We start from the raw sequence: 17,300 nt of genomic DNA, 5'->3' as shown, positions 1-17,300 counted from the left end.
AACTTCTTATCGACATAGTAAGCGATGTTTTGGGAGGTCATTTCTTGGGGCTATGAAATATATCGCCAATCTTACTAAGAAAAGCATCGTAAAGGGTAGCTTGCTTTAGAACTGCCAGAATAATTTTCTCAAAGGATTGACCTTCCATTTGTCCAGATGCTTTGAGTACAAAAATTACGGCGATAACCATCAACAGAATAATTGAAAACATCGCTATGACTAGCTGTGTAATATTTAGAATCCCTGCAAAGGTAAGTACCAAAAAAGCCGTAGTTGAAAATAGAAATCCAAAGGAAATTGATGCAGCAATTACTGAGGGAAGTTGAACTTCTTGAGATTTAGGTGTATTTTCGGGCTGAGGCTTTTCAGGTGGTGTCATAACAGTTGACTGTTGATTGCTGTTGTAGATATTAACAGTTACAGGAGGCTGTGGTTGCCCACTGCTCCAATCTCGTTCTCGATAGTCTTCTTTTGAATGCGATCGCCTATCTTCGATGCCTTCGATCAGTTCGCGGATATTGTAACTGTGATCGGCTTCTTCAGGAAAACAGGTTATCTCACCGCGCTCTAATTGTTTGAGTAGATGTTTGTAACTGGCAGTACCTTGGGGCTTATCTGGTAAACCGATACGCTCATCGGGAGTGAGTTTTGGGCAGTCGTGAATGTCGTCAAATTTGTCGCGGATCACGGAGAGAAAATTATGGCGGGTGTGGGGATTGCCAGAGATGCGGATAAAGATTTTCGCGTCTTCGAGATCGGCTTTGATGTAGGCGAAGTTGCCTGTATCGGAGGCGAGGATTACGCCTGTACGCCAGTAGGTGCGGCTGTTGGTGCGGGCGATCAGTTTGTGTGCCTTGACGATGAAACGGGAAATGACGCTATTGGGTAGGACTTTATCGTAGCGATATTCAAATCTCAGGCAGTCGTCCCATGTGCCTGTGTGGGGTTCCTCTTTGGGTAGTAAATCGGGAATGAGATATTCGGGATAGTCGCGATCGCGGGAGTTTTCCATTGCAAAGCATAGCTCAAACTTTTCCATCATGCTGAGAATGAATTTACGCGCTTCTGCGGTGGTATAGCAATCCTGTTCTTTGCGAGATTTGGGCTGAAAGATGCGCTCTGTGTCTTGCCAATGCAATACGCCATGATGTTCCGTCATCAAGAGGTTATCGTTAATGATTTTGTATGCGGCGACTGTAATCCACTCGGGATTAAGAACGTTGGTATCTTTGAGGCGTTTGTCATCAGAGAAGTTGAGAACGATGCCAAGTTCATGCAGGAGACGGACGAGGGTATGGCGTGATGATTCTCTAGTGATGCCCGTTTCGATGCATTTTTGTTCGTATTCCTGATAGGTGATGTAGTCGCGATCGTCTTGTTCCAGTTTGTCCTTGAGATTTAGCCATTTGACGGGAATGGGATCGAAGACATGAGGCATTTCGTTAGCGATGATTTCGGTAATTTGTTGTTTGAGTTCGCTAATCCCTAATCCTATGGCGCAGGATGTGCCGATAAAGCCTTTGATGTTGAGATATTTGGTTTGCAAGCCGTGGCGATCGAGGTCGAGGGGATGGTCATCGATTTTATTGCCGACAATTATCACGGGGGCTTTATTTCCCAGACTTTCAATCAGTTTCAGCCAATATTCGATGCGATTGGCAAGTTCGTCTTCGCGGGTGTTGATGACCAATAGATAGAGGCTGCGCTCGGTGAGAAAAAACTGATGAGTGGCGTGCATGATTTCCTGTCCGCCAAAGTCCCAGACACGCAGTTTCACCTGTTCATTTTTGGCTGTAATCTGCCAATCCCGAATATTAATGCCATCGGTTTTGCGTTCGGCTGCATCAAATTGATTGTCGAGTAAGCGCTTGACTAGTGAGGTTTTGCCTACAGTTCCCTGTCCAACTAAAATCACCTTCGCTTCGTTTAATGGCTGTCTTTCTCGCTCCAGCCAAAAATCGAAAATTGCTTTTGGGTTATTATAATCATTGAGAATCTCTGTTGGAATTGATAAAGGATTTTCTCGTAAATCCAATTGCTTCAGATTTGCTAAATTAGCGATAGCATCTGGAATCGATGTGATTTGGTTTCTAGACAGGTAGAGTGTAGTCAGATTTACTAAGTTAGTGAGATCAACCTCTGGTATCACAATAATTTGATTGTTATATAGAGAAAGCGTTTTCAGATTTGCTAATTGGGTGATCACCTCTGGAATCGTGGTGATTTTATTATTAGAGAGATTCAACGTAGTAAGTTTTGACAATTGAGCGATCGCCTCTGGTATCTCCGTGATTTGGTTGCTATGAAGGTTAAGTGTAGTCAGATTTGATAATTGGGCGATCGCCTCTGGTATCTCCGTGATTTGGTTACCCCAGAGGTAAAGCTTAGTCAAATTTGATAATTGAGCGATCGCCTCTGGTATCTCTTTGATTTGGTTTAAATTGAGGTAAAGCTTAGTTAGATTTGATAATTGTGTGATTGCTTCTGTTATCTCTTTGATTTGGTTTCCAAAGAGGAAAAGCGTAGTCAGATTTGATGATTGTGTGATTACCTCTGATATTTCCGTAATTTGGTTGCTAGAGAGGTTAAGTGTAGTCAAATTTGATAATTTGGCGATCACCTCTGGTATCTCCGTAATTTCGTTGAGATGGAGGTCAAGTTCCGTCAAATTAGCTAAATAGGCAATCGCGTCTGGTATCTCCGTAATTTGGTTGTATGGAATATGTAGTTTTTTGAGATTGGTTAATTGGAAAATCTCTTGAGGAATAGCAATTAAACGATTTCCTTTTATTTCTCCTTTCCCAAAATCCAACTTACCTAAAATTAACTTTTCCAGACTTTGCAACCGTCCAATTTCGCTAGGCAATTCTTCCAGATCGTTCCCCGATAGATCGAGTTCTGTCCAGCACTCACGCTCCGCTTGGGCGATTATTGCCAATAACTCTGCATCTGTCATAAATTCAAGGAAAAAGTAGAAAGGAAAAAGGAAAAAATTAGAAAGTGATGATTTCTAAGCCACGATTTTTGACCAGATGTAACAACTTTAGCGCAGTTCCACTAGGTCGCTTCTGCCCGATTTCCCACTTCTGCACCGTAGACACACTCGTATTTAGCAAAGAAGCAAATACCGCCTGACTCACTCGACAAGCTTCTCGAATTTGCCTAATTTGCTCAGGTTGTAACGGTTCCACTGGAGGCAAACACAAGCGATCAAATTCCCGTAAAGTCACTTGATCCATCACCCCAGCCTGATGTAGCCCCCTAGCCGTTTCATGCACCGCTTCAAGAATTGCTGATTTCTTCATCACAAATTACCTCTATTAATTCATCATTACTTTGAGCAATAGCTAAATCTTTTACCGATAGGGTAAGAAGATGATTAGACAATTTCTTCAAAGCTTCCTCTTCCTGTTTATTGATATTACCGCGATCGCTCTTAGCAAAACCAAATACAAAAATCCAGCGATCGCCTCTATTTGTAGCAACTAATGTCCGAAAACCTCCACTTTTACCCTGTCCAGTTCGTGCAACTCGTTTTTTGACTAATCCACCACCCAGATCAGCCTCATATAGCCCTTCCATCATTTCTCGCACAGCTAAACATAGACTAAGATTATTTAGCCCCTGCTTCCGCGCCCAACGGTCGAACCAACGAGTCTTGTAAATACTCATTACTCTAATATAGCACTTAGTGCTATATATTGTACATCCGTCCAATTGCGATCGGCAATCCTTCCAGATCATTCCCCCGACAGATCGAGTTCTGTCCAGCCCTCACGTTCTGCTTGTGCGATTATTGCCAATAACTCTGCATCTATCATAAATTCAAGGAAAAAGTAGAAAGGGAAAAGGAAAAAGTTTGTTTTAGAATAAGATTAATTTTTGCGAATTGGTAAAATTCTTACCTTCGATTCGATCGCTGCATATCAATAGAAACTAGCGCACCAGCTTCAAGTTCTTCACGAAACTGGGCGATACCTGCCATTACCACATCTCCAAAATTCCTGATGCTGCAAAATAACTTACCCAATCAGGCGACAAATTCATATCAATCAAAATCTTCATGTCGACACCAAAGCAACCTCAATCTCCTCAGCCCTCCAAGCCGCATAGGACAACGCCGCCGTAATATCCTCGGCGTTGCACAAATGAAGGATGAATCAAGAAAAGGTGGGAATCGATTTGTACTTGAGATAATGAATTAACAGACGAATTGAATACCGCAACATTTGTTCAGATTTTGAATAACATAAAGTTTTGCGATGCAATCTGGCAAGATAATGTCTCAGTCTCGTATTTTCACCCTCAACTCTGGTCATGTAGGTTTTGCTAATAATTTGATCTTCCGAGTTGATAAACATTTTGTAGACACAGTAGCCATCGGTAACCCAGAAATAGCATTGCCAAACCTTAATCAATGTCCATAGAGGTTCAAAGGTTTTGCTACTCCTATCCCCTAATACCCAAGCCAAGATACCTTGGCTAAAATGATTCACCGCAGTCCATAGCCAAATCAAGTTTTTTTTGACCCAACAAAAGTCTGGAGTTCATCCAGTTCACCAACATCAGGAATAGTCTCAATCGGTGGATGTTCTGGTAATTGCTTGGCTGCTTCCTTAACCCAGTTGATGACTGAGTTGTGACTAACATCGGTACATCTCTCAATTTGTCTAAATCCCATGCCGTTGCAGTACATTTTTAGGCATATTTTTTTGACATCTTGGGAATATCCCAGCACTGAGTAATGATCAATGAACTGACGACCGCAATCAGCGCAAATATGATTTTGTTTGTCTCCTCGTTTCCCATTTTTACGAATATGTGTTGAACCACACTTTGGACATTTCATTGTTTTTCATTGCTTAAACTCGTTATCTTTAATATTTACTCATTCATCCCTCATTTATGCAACGCCATATCCTCTTTCTCTAAATAAGGATAAGCATTTAAAATCTCTTCAACCGAATGTCCAACCGCCAATAGTCCAACCAATGTACCCACAGTAATCCGCATTCCACGAATGCAAGGTTTACCTCCCATCACATCAGAATCAAAAGTAATTCACGCTAAATGTTTCATAGGTCTTGCTGGCTCCGAAAACGTATTAGTATCAAGCAAATATTGAAAGCTCATAGAATAATTTCTCTGCCCACACTGCGATCGCGCAAATCCGCAAAATCCTCATTAGTAAACCCCACTCCCTCATTTTGAATTGTCAATCTAAATTTTTGCAATCCTTTCCAGAAATCAGATTTTTGCTGACCTTCTTTGAGATTTTCAGATTCTTGGTTAACTTGGCGATCGGCTAACTCAAACGCGATAAATTCAATAAATCGCAAGACTTGTTGCTGTTCCTCAGTTGGTAATTTCTGCATTTTACTCACAGCATTTTCTATCACCGTCATTCTCTGAATCCTCCTGCATATTTAGCCTAGTGACATTTTACAGGATTTTTTAGATAGGCGATCAGCTATATTCTCATGCCAACAAGCGACCTCAATCTCCTCAAAACTCATTGATATCTTTCCTGAAAAGCTAACATCGCATCTAACTGAGACTCCATTAGCAAACATTGTTCCAAATGAGCAATATCCAAATCAGGCAACCACTCACTCGCTGCAAGCAGAACATACTCTTCATCCTGCAAGCGATAAATACTAATCTTGCCATCCTGCCAAAACCAAACTTCAGGCACACCTTTTAACTGGTATTTTCTCAGCTTTTTGACACTGCCGCTAGTAACAACTATCTCAATACATAAATCAGAAATCTCTTTTTCTGTGCCAAAGTTATAGGACAAATCAGCTTGAAATTCAGCCTTTCCTGTTAACTCCTGAGTATATGCACCTGTAGCAACAAAGGCTATACGCTTTAAAACAAAATATTGCCCAAGTAGCAATGTTAGTAATACACAAATCTTTTCATGTAATCTTCCAAGCCCCACAATTTCCAGTACTCCCTCGCAATAAATTAATCGCACACCACCAATTTCTGCAAAAGCAGATTGTAGAGCCTTAAACTGCTCCCATGTCACAGCCTGCTTGATGAGATATTGGTCAGCAGATTTCGTTAAAGTTTGATTCATGGCTTCACCTCGGCAATCAGGTAGTTACTAGTATAGCAATGCCAATTTCGCGATCAAATCCAAATTTAAGAAAGGCGGCGCATCGCGCCGCCTTTCTTAAATTTGGGATTGAAGTTCTTGATAAATTGCTGCCAGATATTCATCAATAAATTTTGACCAGCCAATCACAATTAGTTGATTGTGAGTTAATTTCTCAGGATGAATATCATCATATCCAAATCCAATTTCTCGACCTGAGAGATCACAACACACTAGCCCTGCGGCTTTAGCGATCGCTAAAGGTCCCACCGTATCCCAGAGCTTCACCCGACGATTGAGATAGATATAGGCACTGGCGCGACCTTGGACAACTTCCATTACCTTCAAGCCAAAACTGCCAAGGGTATAAAACTCCACATTCGGAACCGCCGCACGAATGGCATCACCATAGGCGAGATCATCTTTTTTACTGACGATCACGCGATCGCTACTTGCGCCAATCGGCGGCACAGCATAGAGAACTTCAGGAACATTCCCATTCGTGACGGTGAATACTCCATTTATCGCCGTACCGCCAAAATATAAGAGATCGCTCTTTGGTGCATAGATCCAACCCAGCGTCGGCTGAAATGCTTCTAAGATCCCAACCATCACCGAATAGAACTCGCGTCCATGAATGAAGTCATCCGTGCCATCAATGGGATCGATAAACCAGTACTTTTGATGCAGTTCTGCATATTGCTTCCATAGTTCCTGAGATCGCGAATTTTCTTCACTAATTACCACATCATCGGGAAACCATGCTTGAAACCTTTGGCTGAGGAGATGATCAAGTTCGCGATCGACATTAGTTACATAATCATCAAAGCCCTTCTCATCGACCTGAAAACCAGACTCTCTCAGGTGAATTGCTTTTTGTCCGATCTCCCGAATAAATTTACAGATTTCTGTTTGTAATGCGAGATTCATATTATTGCTTACGGTGAGAGAATAGTCGGAAATAAAGCGATCGCCAAAATTCTTTGACAGGATAAGTAATAAAGGTAATAGGATTAATCGTGACGATAATATCGCGAAAACCGAGTTGAGCTAAAAAGGCGATCGCCCAAGCGACAAAACTTGCCGACATCACTCCATAGGGATTGAGATCGCTTTTAAACGGGCCCAAAATCAATTTGCGAATTGTGCAAGAGTCATCAAGGCGACGGAGGGTGACTAAATCACCAATGGCACGTTTGGAAAGCTCATACAAGGGACTGAGGGCAGGATTAACTTCCGCTTCAGAAGTATTGACCCAAATTTCTTTCTGATTGGCATTGTCTGCATCAGGTATTGTTTCGAGGAATAGATCAATCCAGCGAAAAACAGAAAAAGTATTGACTTCATAGGATTTGTAAATAGATGCTGAATCTCTGGCTCCCAATACATTTACACCATGATTGAGAATGAGAATATCCACTTTTTGTAAGCGATCGCGCAGTTCAGCCTCATGACCTAATTGCCATGTAAGTACCTCAATGGTAGGGCGATCGCTAGCCTCAAAGCTGGCACTAGGTGAAGTTGTTAGAGCAATGATTTGTGCCTCCCGTTTGCTCAGTTCAGCTACTAAAGCCCTGCCCATAGTGCCTGACGCACCTGTAATTGCAATACGTTTGCCTTTAAATGACAATACCTTACCCAAAACCTTCTCTACAAGTTTAAACCGACATAGCCTCACCGTGACTACACTTTATGTTGCAAAAATCCTACTAAGCTTTGCAAAAATGCACTGCTGATCTCCGTACGGGTTGGAGCACTGGTCAATGAACCACTGGTATCCCCCTCTATATCTGTTATCTCCTCCTCATTGCTCGTATTGCTCATGCCCATATCAATGTCAGGGACTTCTTCTACTAATCCAACGACGATTAATCGAAAGGCGATTTGCTGAAGTTTGGGTAGAGGAATTTGCAATTTCTCCGCCATTTTTTTGAGGTTCATCATCCCATCAGCAAGGTTACGCACCTGAGTCTCATGAGCATCTAAGCGTAAACTCGATTCATCAGACAAAATATTAAATAATGTAGAGCTGGGATCTGGTAGCTTGCTTTGTAAAACTTTCCAGTCTTTGAGACTGCGTAAGCCCATTAAGGTTGTTTCCGTCGCAGGCAAGCTTAAACCCGTCATTTCCGACTTAGGTAGATCGGTTTTGGCTTCAAAGCGAAACTGACCTGTCTCTACTTGAAACAAAGAACAAACCTGTCGTAAAACCTGCACACTAAACAGCAACTTCAGTTGATCTGGCTGTAATATTCCTAATGACTTTAGGTTTAAACCTAAGGGGACATTTTCTTGGATGAGTCGCTCTAATTGAGGACGATTGGCTTCAGTGATCCAACCTCTTTGTTCGATTAATCTTGCTAAGCCACGATTGTCTAAGCGATCGCCCGCAGCGACAACCCTCCCACTATGCAACCAAATATGTCGTAAAAAAGGCTTGCCCGTTCGCAAGTCTTGAGGATCTCTAATCGTTAATATTCCAGTTTTTTGTCCCTGATCTAAAAACTGAAAGATCTCTGGGAGAGAAAACTCGGATAAAGAGCCTGTAATTGCCATAACTGTAAACCAGAGAGTTAATGCCCAAATCTATAGCGGAGAATAGCCGTAATTCCTAACAAGATCAATTAAAGCAACTATAACAAAATCAATCAATTCCAAAAATCAAGCAACGGATTTAGTTTGGATATAGTATTGCACTAAAGCCACGATCGCTTGAATGACTGTATCGCGTTCTTCCGCATTTAAAACCACCACGGGTGGTTGATTTTTTTGATCAACAAACCCTAATGCTAGCTTAATATTCTCACTTGACCAAGCTCCTTCACAATCCATATGGGTGATTCCGATAATGTAAGGAATCTGAACGCGCCGATTCATATAGCTGAGAATGCGACGGGCATAGCGAAACTCATGGGGGCGATGTGCTGCCACTAATAAAATAAATGCATGGGCTTTACGGATCAAAATATCCCACATAAAGTCAAAACGCTGTTGTCCAGGGGTTCCATAAATATGTAGAGCCATATCTGGTCCAAAGGTTAATCGCCCAAAATCCATGGCAACCGTAGTTTTATGTTTGATCTCTGCTGTTTCGTCTGTAGCTCGGCGATCGGTATCGACGACATCAATTTCACTCACAGTCCGAATAAAAGTTGACTTCCCTGCGCCAACAGTACCAGCCACAACTAACCGCATGATTTCCATAACTCTCTCTTGTCCCTTCCCTTTGTCATTCTACAATCTGGGTAGTGATCTAGAGCTTAAGATCACGCCAAGCATCCTAAACCTAAAGTTAGGGACTTGCAATTAATTAAAGTACCTACGGCTTCGACTTCGCTCAGTCAACGTTGGCTGAGCGAAGTCGAAGCCATACAAACTCGGTGGTATCTTTTTTCTCGTCAAGTCCCTTATGCCATCCTTAGCACTACCACAATCTGAACTATTAGGAAAAACAAGGGGCTTAAGCCCCTTGTTTCTGAGGATTAGATCTTTTGCCTTTGGCAAAGAGGCTTTCCTACAGTTCACAACGTTTTAATTAAGTGTGACTTAACTAAGTGCAGCTTTCAGTTCGCTTGTGACACGCTTAATCTCTAACATTAATAAACCTTGTTTGGCAGCCTTGCTTGCCAACACCAATAAAACAGCTTCCTCACCACAACTAGTGAGAATGCCATAGCCCTTGTCACCTTCTACATAAAGGCGATCAATCGTACCTCTAGCTAGCTCATTACCAATACGTTCGCCCAATGAGAGCATAGCTGCTGACATTGCAGAAACTCTTTCTTCATCCATGCCACTTGGTAAAGTCGAGGCTAAAGGTAGTCCATCAGGTGATACAAGTGCAGCTCCCTGTACATCACTGGTACTAGTGACCAAGTTTTGTAAAATACTTTCCAACTTCACAACATTAATGCTCATCTGTTCTCTCCTTGATTTGAATTGTTATTTATAGATATAGAGTCTGAGAAGGTGATACTACCCGAGCACTTCAAACTCAATGACATCGTGGGTACTGCCACGTAGAACTGATTCTGTTTGTTTACCACGTAGGCGTTCTCCCATAACCTGTTCAATCACCCCTTGGATTGCTCCTAGGGTAAAGGTTAGTTTCCGAGGCGAGCCTTCAGGTTCACCAGCAGAACAAATAGTCTCTCGACAGTAGACCTTGATAGTTGCATCAACTTGTTCAATCTTGTCGATAATGCAGAGTCTAGTCCCATCTTTCCCTAATGCTTTTTGGAGAAGAGGAACCAGATCGGCATGGGATGTTCCTTTTCCGACAATGCCAAGTTGTTCGGCTAGTTGTTTACCACGATGACGACCTGCGGCAATTAGTGTGATCATTGCCGCCTTTTCACCTAGAGCCTCTTCAGCTCCAGTTACGATCGCTTTAAAACAAACAATACTGCTAAATTCGCCAAGCTCTGGACGCATAAAAACCTCAAAAATAATCAAAAACTACAATGCATTCCTACTTCATGCTGGCTGCGCCTGTGGAGATCATGCGTTTGAATAACCCCTCAGTCCATCCCGTTTCGCGTAAAACCGCTTGCGAAGAAACTTCGACATAGGCTTGCTCAATGAAAGCCAAATCAATCATACAAATCCGTCCTAACGCATCTCTAAGATCCTCAGGGAGACCTGCTGATTTGAGTTGCTTTCCCACTTCGTTGACGACGGTTGCCATGGCGGGAACCACATGTTGTGGTCCAATGCCAATCTGGACATGGACTAAGCCAATGCGCCAACGACGTGCCGCATAAGCATTTCCCCAATCATCCATCCCTGTAAACATTTCTCCAAACCATTCTATGAAGGTTTCATTTAGACGATGCATTCGTCCTTCTTTTGCTGTAAGGATGGCGTTCATTTCGGCATCACGCGCTAAATAGGCATAGAAAACCTCTGCCATTTGGCGTGCGATCGTATTTCCCCATGTTGCATTTGCCTTGAGTAAAGCTTTATCTGCATCCGAGAAAGATATCCGTTGCGTCATTGTTGTCATGAAAACTTGTGGATCAAGAGTCATAAACCATTCCTTGATAATTTTGTTAAAGAACAACACAACTCTTCTCTACAACTTTTCTATCTCCCCCAGATAGATTTCTTAATCTAAACTTTAGTCTTTGGAAGACTATTTTATGAGACTAAGCGCTGTAGATTTAAGTGGTTAACTTTAGGTGATTGATTCTGTCGTGTTTTTAGATAGCGCAAATTTATTTCTTTCAACACATCCTTAATTATAGATGCTATGAGTAATATTCAACACAAAAAATTGCTTCTTAAAAAAAATATAACTATAAAATAACTTTAGGCTGTCTTAAATAATGAATTGAGATGGATTGCAGCTTCAACCAGTGAGCATTTGACTGTTTGAATGAAATCACAGCCTGTAATTCCCTTAAATGAATTAGGATTGCTTAATCAGCGATCATTATACGTAGCACAAACAAAAACTATGGCACACGCGCAGCGTGTGCCATAGTTTTTGTTTGTATTTTTTTGTAACATTTGTTGTGAAATCCAGTTATTTCTTAACTGAAACTTAATAAAACTTTTTTGGATATGCCATTCCTAAGATTCTGATGAGTTACTACTTTGTAGATAAATCTCTTATCGTTCTTGCAAACTTATCAATTAACCATAAACTAGGATTATTATTAGGAGATGGAAATAGGACAGTTTTGGTAAATTTATGTTGGCGATGAATATTAAGCAAGAACAAACTATTCGCGAGGTTGTGCAAAGATTCAAGGCTGCATTATCAGGATTTCCAGAAAGCGTTAGAAAGAGGGGAGGCGAGATTGATGAAGCTTATTTTGTTCATGCCATCTCTAAAGCAGCAAGTCAATATGCACGTAACTATATCAAGTCCTATGCATTTACGCAGATATTTGGCAGTCAAAAACTAACAACCCTATCTTCCATTTATATCGGTCAGAAATTTCAAGCCTATACCTCTGTCCGTAGTTTTGAATCAGTTAATGATTTGGAAGAAGCCTTTGCTCACGACCTTCAGAGAAGTAACTACAGTAAAGGCAATAATCTGTTGGGATTGAATATTGCTAATGAAGAAGTCTATCTAATGATCTTAGGAAAGCCTACGGTGGGGAAGACGACTTTCTTAAAATACATTGGATTAGAGGCTTTGTACTATCCAGAATCCCGATATAAGCATGATGTTTTGCCTGTGTTTATCCATTTGTGGAAATTTTGTCTGAATACGGACAATTTACTACAGGCGATCGCAGAGGAATTTGAGAAATGCGGTTTCCCTGAATCTCGTGAGCTTACCATATGGATGTTAGAGCAAGGGAACCTATTAATTTTGGTGGATGGTTTAAATGAATCGACCTTATCGCAAAGGTATCTATCTCAACATTTAAAAGAATTTGTCAAAGCCTATCCGCATAACCGTTACATTGTTTCTAGTCGTTTGGTGTCTTACCAAAGGAATTTGGGGCAGTTCTTAGAATTAGAAATGCAAACTTGGGATGATTTACATATTCAGGAATATATTCATAAGTGGTTTACGATCAACTATGAATCTAGAGCTAATCGAGATGTAAATGGGACTTCTAATGATTCTTCCAAGCTTGCTGATATAGCATCACAGGAAGCGCAACGCTGCTGGCAAATCTTGCAATTAAATGCAGTTGCCAGAGACTTAGCCAATTCGCCTTTGTCTTTATCATTTTTATGCTTGCTATGCGATCGCCGATTGAGTTTACCGAGCAATGTGAGTGGTCTTTATCAAAAAGCAATCAATTTAGTCTTAGAGGAGCAGGTACTGAACTATCAATTATTGAATGATCAAGGTCAAAATATTATTAGTACCGACATTTTAGAGATTCTGCTGACGGAGATTGCCTATAAGAGCTTTGAGCTATGTCAGTCGCTCCTGCCATTTCAAGATTTGACAGAATATTTACAGGAAATCTTAACTAGCTATATTGGGGTGTTAGAAAAAGTTGAAGTTAGTTTTAACTTATTAAAAGTTTTACAGAAGATAGGAATTTGCAAAATCAATACTGTTGCAGGTTTAACGAGTTTCACCTTTAGCCATATTACTTTTCAGGAATATTTTGTAGCTCGCTACATCTACAATCACAATTTAGTAAAACAGATAGTTCCACAGCACTTGAGCGATCGCCGTTGGCAGAATATATTTCTATTACTTGCAGGAATTGCTAATGGCAATGTTGAAGAACTGTTGTTATCGATAGAGATACAGGCTGCCAGTTATATTAATACAAATAAACTAAGCGATATTTTAGAATGGATAGAACAGATTAATATTCATTCTCGGGGGACACAAAAAAGTGTAGCTAAACGTATTGCCGCATTGTTTTTGGCACGTCCTCGGTTTTTAGCGGAAATCTCGCCTGCACTTGTTTTGACGAGAATGTTAGAACTTGCCCGTGAGCTATATTGTACTTTTGATTTATCACCTAATTTCGATAAAGTGTTTGCCTCAGATTTATCGCTGAGTCTCGCTCAAGCTTTGGATTTTGATAGTAATACTGAACTTAATTTAGTGATCCAGCTATGTAATGATCTAGAACAAACTCTTGTGAAGATTGATTTTGACAAGAGATATATTAATTTTATGGCTTTGAGTGCTAGATTGGAATCTTTAATTGATCAAGTCCCCAGCTACGATCAACCCTTTGAAGTTCGCGAAGATTTTCGTAATCAGATCAGTCGGGTCTGGATACAAACTTTATATCTACCCGTGGACTTAAATCAAATTTCCCATCATGAAGTGGAATCCCTCGAAAATTATCTATACGCCAATTTATTAATGGTGAAATGCAAGAATATTGCGATCGCGGTTTCTCGCAAAGTATGGGAAGAAATCGAATCAAGAATTCTCCGCATTACAGGCATATAAGCTTGTGCCGCAAGCCTAGAGAGGGTGTGCTACGCATACCCTCTCTCACTTTTTAAGCAGGTAGGGATACAAAATTGACTAATTCACGACACGGAGTTTGGTAACTTTTAGTGTAAATTTGCCACCGCTACTGCCACCAAAAGAAGAAACTCGGATCGTATATGTCCCTGACTGCCGAACTTTAAAAAAGATCAAAGAGTTGGTGGTATCACTTGCCGCATCATCATTTTCAGCAATTACCTCACCCTTAGTATCGAGCAAACTCAAAACCGTATCAAAACTTCCCGAATTTACCGTGATTTCTAAACGCTCATCTTTCTGTGCTTCGAGGATATAGTCACGGGCAAAACCTTTCTGACCTGTAGGAATATCTTTATCCGTGAGAAGGTCATTAATTTCTGAGCCGCTCGATATTGCTGTGGGTTTATAGACATTGCGACTTTGCGCGAAGGCCTCAGGTACGGAGCCTAGACCAAGGGCGATCGCACTTACATTAATAATGGCACTAGTCATGATCCCAGCAATGAGCGTAGTCGAGATTCTTGGAAAACAACGAAAATGATGACGGTCAGAACGGCTTAAATATTTCACGAAACTTCTTTTAATTCAGAGAATGTCAATTGTAGCTGAGTAGATTCTACTGTGGAATTAGATGTGCTGTTGGCAAAGGGGACTTCCTTGATAGTTGCGGTTTTAACCGTCGGGACGATTTGAATTTTGCCATAAAATTCTTCTTGAAATAATTCCACCTTGGACTGCGAAGACATTAGTAGTAAGCCCCAAAATACGCCCACACGATCATTAAATACTGCGGCTAAATCCGATATCTCAATCTCTTCATCGGGATGTAGTAAAAAATAACGCTCAATTTCTTCCACCATCTCTGAGAGATTTTCTTTGTGGGCGAGTTGGGCGATCGCTTTCATTGCAGCCTTACGCGCTACTTTACTTTGTTTCTGGCGTTTGGCAGGTTTACTACTTTTACGATCTACAATTTCGGCGATCGCTTCGATCTGGGCAATTAACTCTTCGAGGGTAATCCGTCGGGCTTTAGGAGGCAGGGCAACAGGTAAGCGCCGCAGCCTCTTATCAAAATCCGTAGGCAGGCGTAGAGATGTTGCGACTTCAGACTCTAATTCTTCTAACTCCCCAGCAAGTTCTTCGGCTTGGTCATAGGCACTTTGACTTTCTGATAAGGAGTTTGCCTTAAGTAAGACCAACATCGCTGCATAGAGCATCGCCTGTCCTGAGTCATATAAATCACGACGATCGCTCACAATTAGCCGTGATAAAAAGCGATCAACCACATCAATAACCTGTACATCCCACGGATCGATCTCGCCACGTTCTGCAAGGTCAATCAATAAGGCAATGGCATCTTTGGTAACTGATTCGGCGATCGATAGGGTCATGGAGCTTGCGAGAAGCGGATGTTTAAAAATATCACCGATTGGAGCGATCTATCCATAAAAAACTAAAAATAAAGGACGCAAAGCGCCCTTTATTTTTAGTTTTTAGATTTGTCTTCATCAATCTCGACATCGATCGCTGAAGCAGAGACCAAGCGTTTGCGCTCTTCAATCTCAACAGTTAAATTTTCAACAGTTTCTTTTAAATTCTGGATTTGCATATTCTGGTTACGCATTTCGATCGATTTTTGCAACCCCGACCAAACGCTAAAAATCCAAGCTAAGACTGCACCTAAGCCCATTGCTAAAATTAGCTCTACGGAAATCGGTGCTGCGACTTTAATTTGGGGAATGATTTGGATAGGAGCAGCAGCAGTATTTTCTAGGGCAAACAATACTAAAGCAAGAGCAACGACAAAAATAACAACAAAATTAAGCTGGCGCACAGTGATTAAACCTTGTTTCTAAAAATTTCTTAGCTAATGGTTTATCAAACAATGCTCATAATGTCCATAGAGCAAAGGAGGGGCAAAATGTACCCCTCTTTGCTCTATACAGAAGCTTTAGCTACGGTTTTGCGTACACCTGATATTTTGGAATTGTTACGCTTAATTTCCTCTTCGGTGAGAGGCACAATATCAATGTGATTAAATAATGTGGTGACGAAGGTAAAGAGCAAAAATGGTAGAGATGTCACTACAATTAAGCCAACTGCTCCAAAGGAATAAACGGGTTTACTCATCAGGGAGAGTGCTGCCGCAAGGGAGGCAAAAATTACGCCTAGCCAAACAATTACCTGACCCAGAATGTCGCTGAGAGTAAGGGTACAAACAAAGCGATACTTACCAATGTCGTTCATCATATTGCACCAATTTAAGGTAGTTTTTAAAAATTAATTGTTGATTCAATTATTTAAGTCATTGTGTTAGTTCACAGTATACGAACCGTCTTTAAATTTTGGGGTTACGTTTTATTGAGAACATAGGCTAAACCTCTACTCAATTGTGTATTTCGGATTAAAAACTATGTGGGATGAAATTGCGATCGCTATTTCGCAGGCAACGGGTGCAAAATTTACAAGCGATCGCCGTCAAGCGCAGTCGGGTGGCTGCATTAACCAGACCACTAAAATATCCGATGGAAAGCGTGATTTTTTTGTAAAAACAAATACCGCTAATCAGTTAGATATGTTTGTGGCGGAGGCGATCGCACTCCAGCAAATGTATGCGACCAAAACAATGCGCGTACCCCAGCCGATCTGTTGGGGGATCGCTGGTGAGGCAGCTTATTTGGTGATGGAAAATCTCGATTTAGGTGGAGGTCAGGATTGGGAAGCGATGGGTCGGTATCTAGCGGCGATGCATCGGGTGACGAGAGATCGCGGGTTTGGTTGGGATCGTGACAATACGATTGGTACAACTCCCCAGATTAACAATTGGACAAATAGTTGGCTGGATTTCTGGCGTGAATATCGGCTCGCTTTTCAAATTCGTTTAGCGAAACGCAAAGGTTGGCGTTGCAGTATTCCCGAAGAGAAAATCTATGCGGCTCTACCTAAATTTTTTCGCGATTATCAGCCACAACCCTCGATGGTGCATGGGGATCTCTGGGGTGGCAATGCTGCCTTTGTCAAGGGTGAGCCTGTGATTTTCGACCCTGCGCTATATTTTGGCGATCGCGAAGTGGATTTAGCAATGACTGAGTTATTTGGTGGCTTTCCATCGCAGTTTTATCGCGCCTACAATGCGGCTTATCCTCTTGATGCTGGCTACAAAGAGCGCAAGACTCTCTACAATCTCTATCACATTCTCAATCACTTCAATCTCTTTGGCGGCGGCTACGGCTCCCAAGCTAATCGGATGATTGAAAGTATCTGCCAATAAGAAAGAGCGCA

19 protein-coding genes and 1 pseudogene are annotated in these 17,300 nt (G+C 41.4%); 2 read left to right on the top strand and 18 right to left on the bottom strand.

The genetic code is table 11. The features are described from left to right. Positions 1-37: 37 nt before the first annotated feature. From HC246_RS13770 to HC246_RS13705, 14 genes and pseudogenes are all read right to left on the bottom strand, one after another. On the bottom strand, positions 38-2,956 hold the full coding sequence (locus tag HC246_RS13770; RefSeq protein ID WP_169363874.1) for a leucine-rich repeat domain-containing protein: 2,919 nt from the start codon (positions 2,954-2,956) through the stop codon (positions 38-40). A 37-nt stretch (positions 2,957-2,993) separates the two neighbouring features. Further along, positions 2,994-3,305: a helix-turn-helix domain-containing protein gene (locus HC246_RS13765; RefSeq protein ID WP_169363873.1), complete on the bottom strand. Its 312-nt coding sequence runs from the start codon at positions 3,303-3,305 to the stop codon at positions 2,994-2,996. Further along, positions 3,283-3,672, bottom strand: coding sequence for a type II toxin-antitoxin system RelE/ParE family toxin (locus HC246_RS13760; protein ID WP_169363872.1), 390 nt, complete (start codon positions 3,670-3,672; stop codon positions 3,283-3,285). Before HC246_RS13760 ends, HC246_RS13765 begins: the two co-directional genes overlap by 23 nt. A 488-nt stretch (positions 3,673-4,160) precedes the next feature. Then, positions 4,161-4,849 (bottom strand): IS1 family transposase gene (locus HC246_RS13755; RefSeq protein WP_169361945.1). Its coding sequence is split into 2 segments (ribosomal slippage): positions 4,161-4,514 and positions 4,517-4,849, totalling 687 coding nucleotides; the frame shifts between segments, so codons are not numbered across the junction. 65 nt (positions 4,850-4,914) lie between these two features. Then, positions 4,915-5,061: pseudogene (locus tag HC246_RS13750) on the bottom strand (DUF433 domain-containing protein); the annotation flags it as partial. Between the two features lie 68 nt (positions 5,062-5,129). Further along, positions 5,130-5,405, bottom strand: coding sequence for a hypothetical protein (locus tag HC246_RS13745; protein WP_169363871.1), 276 nt, complete (start codon positions 5,403-5,405; stop codon positions 5,130-5,132). 107 nt (positions 5,406-5,512) lie between these two features. Next, positions 5,513-6,085, bottom strand: a complete 573-nt coding sequence (locus HC246_RS13740) for a Uma2 family endonuclease (protein WP_169363870.1) — start codon at positions 6,083-6,085, stop codon at positions 5,513-5,515. Positions 6,086-6,181: 96 nt separating this feature from the next. After that, positions 6,182-7,033, bottom strand: coding sequence for a 3'(2'),5'-bisphosphate nucleotidase CysQ family protein (locus HC246_RS13735; protein WP_169363869.1), 852 nt, complete (start codon positions 7,031-7,033; stop codon positions 6,182-6,184). Position 7,034: 1 nt separating this feature from the next. Further along, positions 7,035-7,781, bottom strand: a complete 747-nt coding sequence (locus HC246_RS13730; RefSeq protein ID WP_169363868.1) for a bifunctional sterol desaturase/short chain dehydrogenase — start codon at positions 7,779-7,781, stop codon at positions 7,035-7,037. Between the two features lie 5 nt (positions 7,782-7,786). After that, positions 7,787-8,659, bottom strand: a complete 873-nt coding sequence (locus HC246_RS13725) for a DUF4388 domain-containing protein (protein ID WP_169363867.1) — start codon at positions 8,657-8,659, stop codon at positions 7,787-7,789. Positions 8,660-8,764: 105 nt separating this feature from the next. Next, positions 8,765-9,307, bottom strand: a complete 543-nt coding sequence (locus tag HC246_RS13720) for a GTP-binding protein (protein WP_169363866.1) — start codon at positions 9,305-9,307, stop codon at positions 8,765-8,767. 342 nt (positions 9,308-9,649) lie between these two features. After that, complete coding sequence (locus HC246_RS13715; RefSeq protein WP_169363865.1) at positions 9,650-10,021, bottom strand: roadblock/LC7 domain-containing protein; 372 nt, start codon at positions 10,019-10,021, stop codon at positions 9,650-9,652. Positions 10,022-10,078: 57 nt separating this feature from the next. After that, positions 10,079-10,537 carry a hypothetical protein gene (locus tag HC246_RS13710; RefSeq protein ID WP_169363864.1) on the bottom strand — a complete coding sequence of 153 codons (459 nt, stop codon included), beginning with the start codon at positions 10,535-10,537 and terminating at the stop codon, positions 10,079-10,081. Positions 10,538-10,574: 37 nt separating this feature from the next. Further along, complete coding sequence (locus tag HC246_RS13705) at positions 10,575-11,132, bottom strand: protoglobin domain-containing protein (RefSeq protein WP_169363863.1); 558 nt, start codon at positions 11,130-11,132, stop codon at positions 10,575-10,577. Between the two features lie 666 nt (positions 11,133-11,798). Between HC246_RS13705 and HC246_RS13700 the strand changes: the two genes are divergently transcribed. Continuing rightward, positions 11,799-13,997 (top strand): NACHT domain-containing protein, encoded by a 2,199-nt coding sequence (locus tag HC246_RS13700; protein WP_169363862.1) that lies wholly within the window; start codon positions 11,799-11,801, stop codon positions 13,995-13,997. Between the two features lie 78 nt (positions 13,998-14,075). Here HC246_RS13700 and HC246_RS13695 read toward each other — a convergent pair whose 3' ends face one another. The 4 genes from HC246_RS13695 to HC246_RS13680 all read right to left on the bottom strand — a co-directional run bounded on the left by HC246_RS13695 (position 14,076) and on the right by HC246_RS13680 (position 16,265). Continuing rightward, entirely contained in the window at positions 14,076-14,510 is a 435-nt protein-coding gene (locus HC246_RS13695; RefSeq protein WP_169363861.1) for a PPC domain-containing protein, read from the bottom strand. Between the two features lie 74 nt (positions 14,511-14,584). Beyond that, complete coding sequence (locus tag HC246_RS13690) at positions 14,585-15,409, bottom strand: segregation/condensation protein A (RefSeq protein WP_169363860.1); 825 nt, start codon at positions 15,407-15,409, stop codon at positions 14,585-14,587. Between the two features lie 95 nt (positions 15,410-15,504). Beyond that, the gene (locus tag HC246_RS13685) at positions 15,505-15,852 is read right to left on the bottom strand and encodes a LapA family protein (protein ID WP_169363859.1); all 348 of its coding nucleotides are present in this window, start codon (positions 15,850-15,852) and stop codon (positions 15,505-15,507) included. A 104-nt stretch (positions 15,853-15,956) separates the two neighbouring features. After that, positions 15,957-16,265 carry a hypothetical protein gene (locus HC246_RS13680; RefSeq protein WP_169364598.1) on the bottom strand — a complete coding sequence of 103 codons (309 nt, stop codon included), beginning with the start codon at positions 16,263-16,265 and terminating at the stop codon, positions 15,957-15,959. A 166-nt stretch (positions 16,266-16,431) separates the two neighbouring features. Between HC246_RS13680 and HC246_RS13675 the strand changes: the two genes are divergently transcribed. Continuing rightward, entirely contained in the window at positions 16,432-17,289 is an 858-nt protein-coding gene (locus tag HC246_RS13675) for a fructosamine kinase family protein (protein WP_169363858.1), read from the top strand. Positions 17,290-17,300 lie beyond the last annotated feature (11 nt).

This window comes from Pseudanabaena yagii GIHE-NHR1 (assembly GCF_012863495.1).
In the GTDB taxonomy this organism is placed as follows: domain Bacteria; phylum Cyanobacteriota; class Cyanobacteriia; order Pseudanabaenales; family Pseudanabaenaceae; genus Pseudanabaena; species Pseudanabaena yagii.
This window is presented reverse-complemented; position numbering and strand designations above follow the sequence as displayed.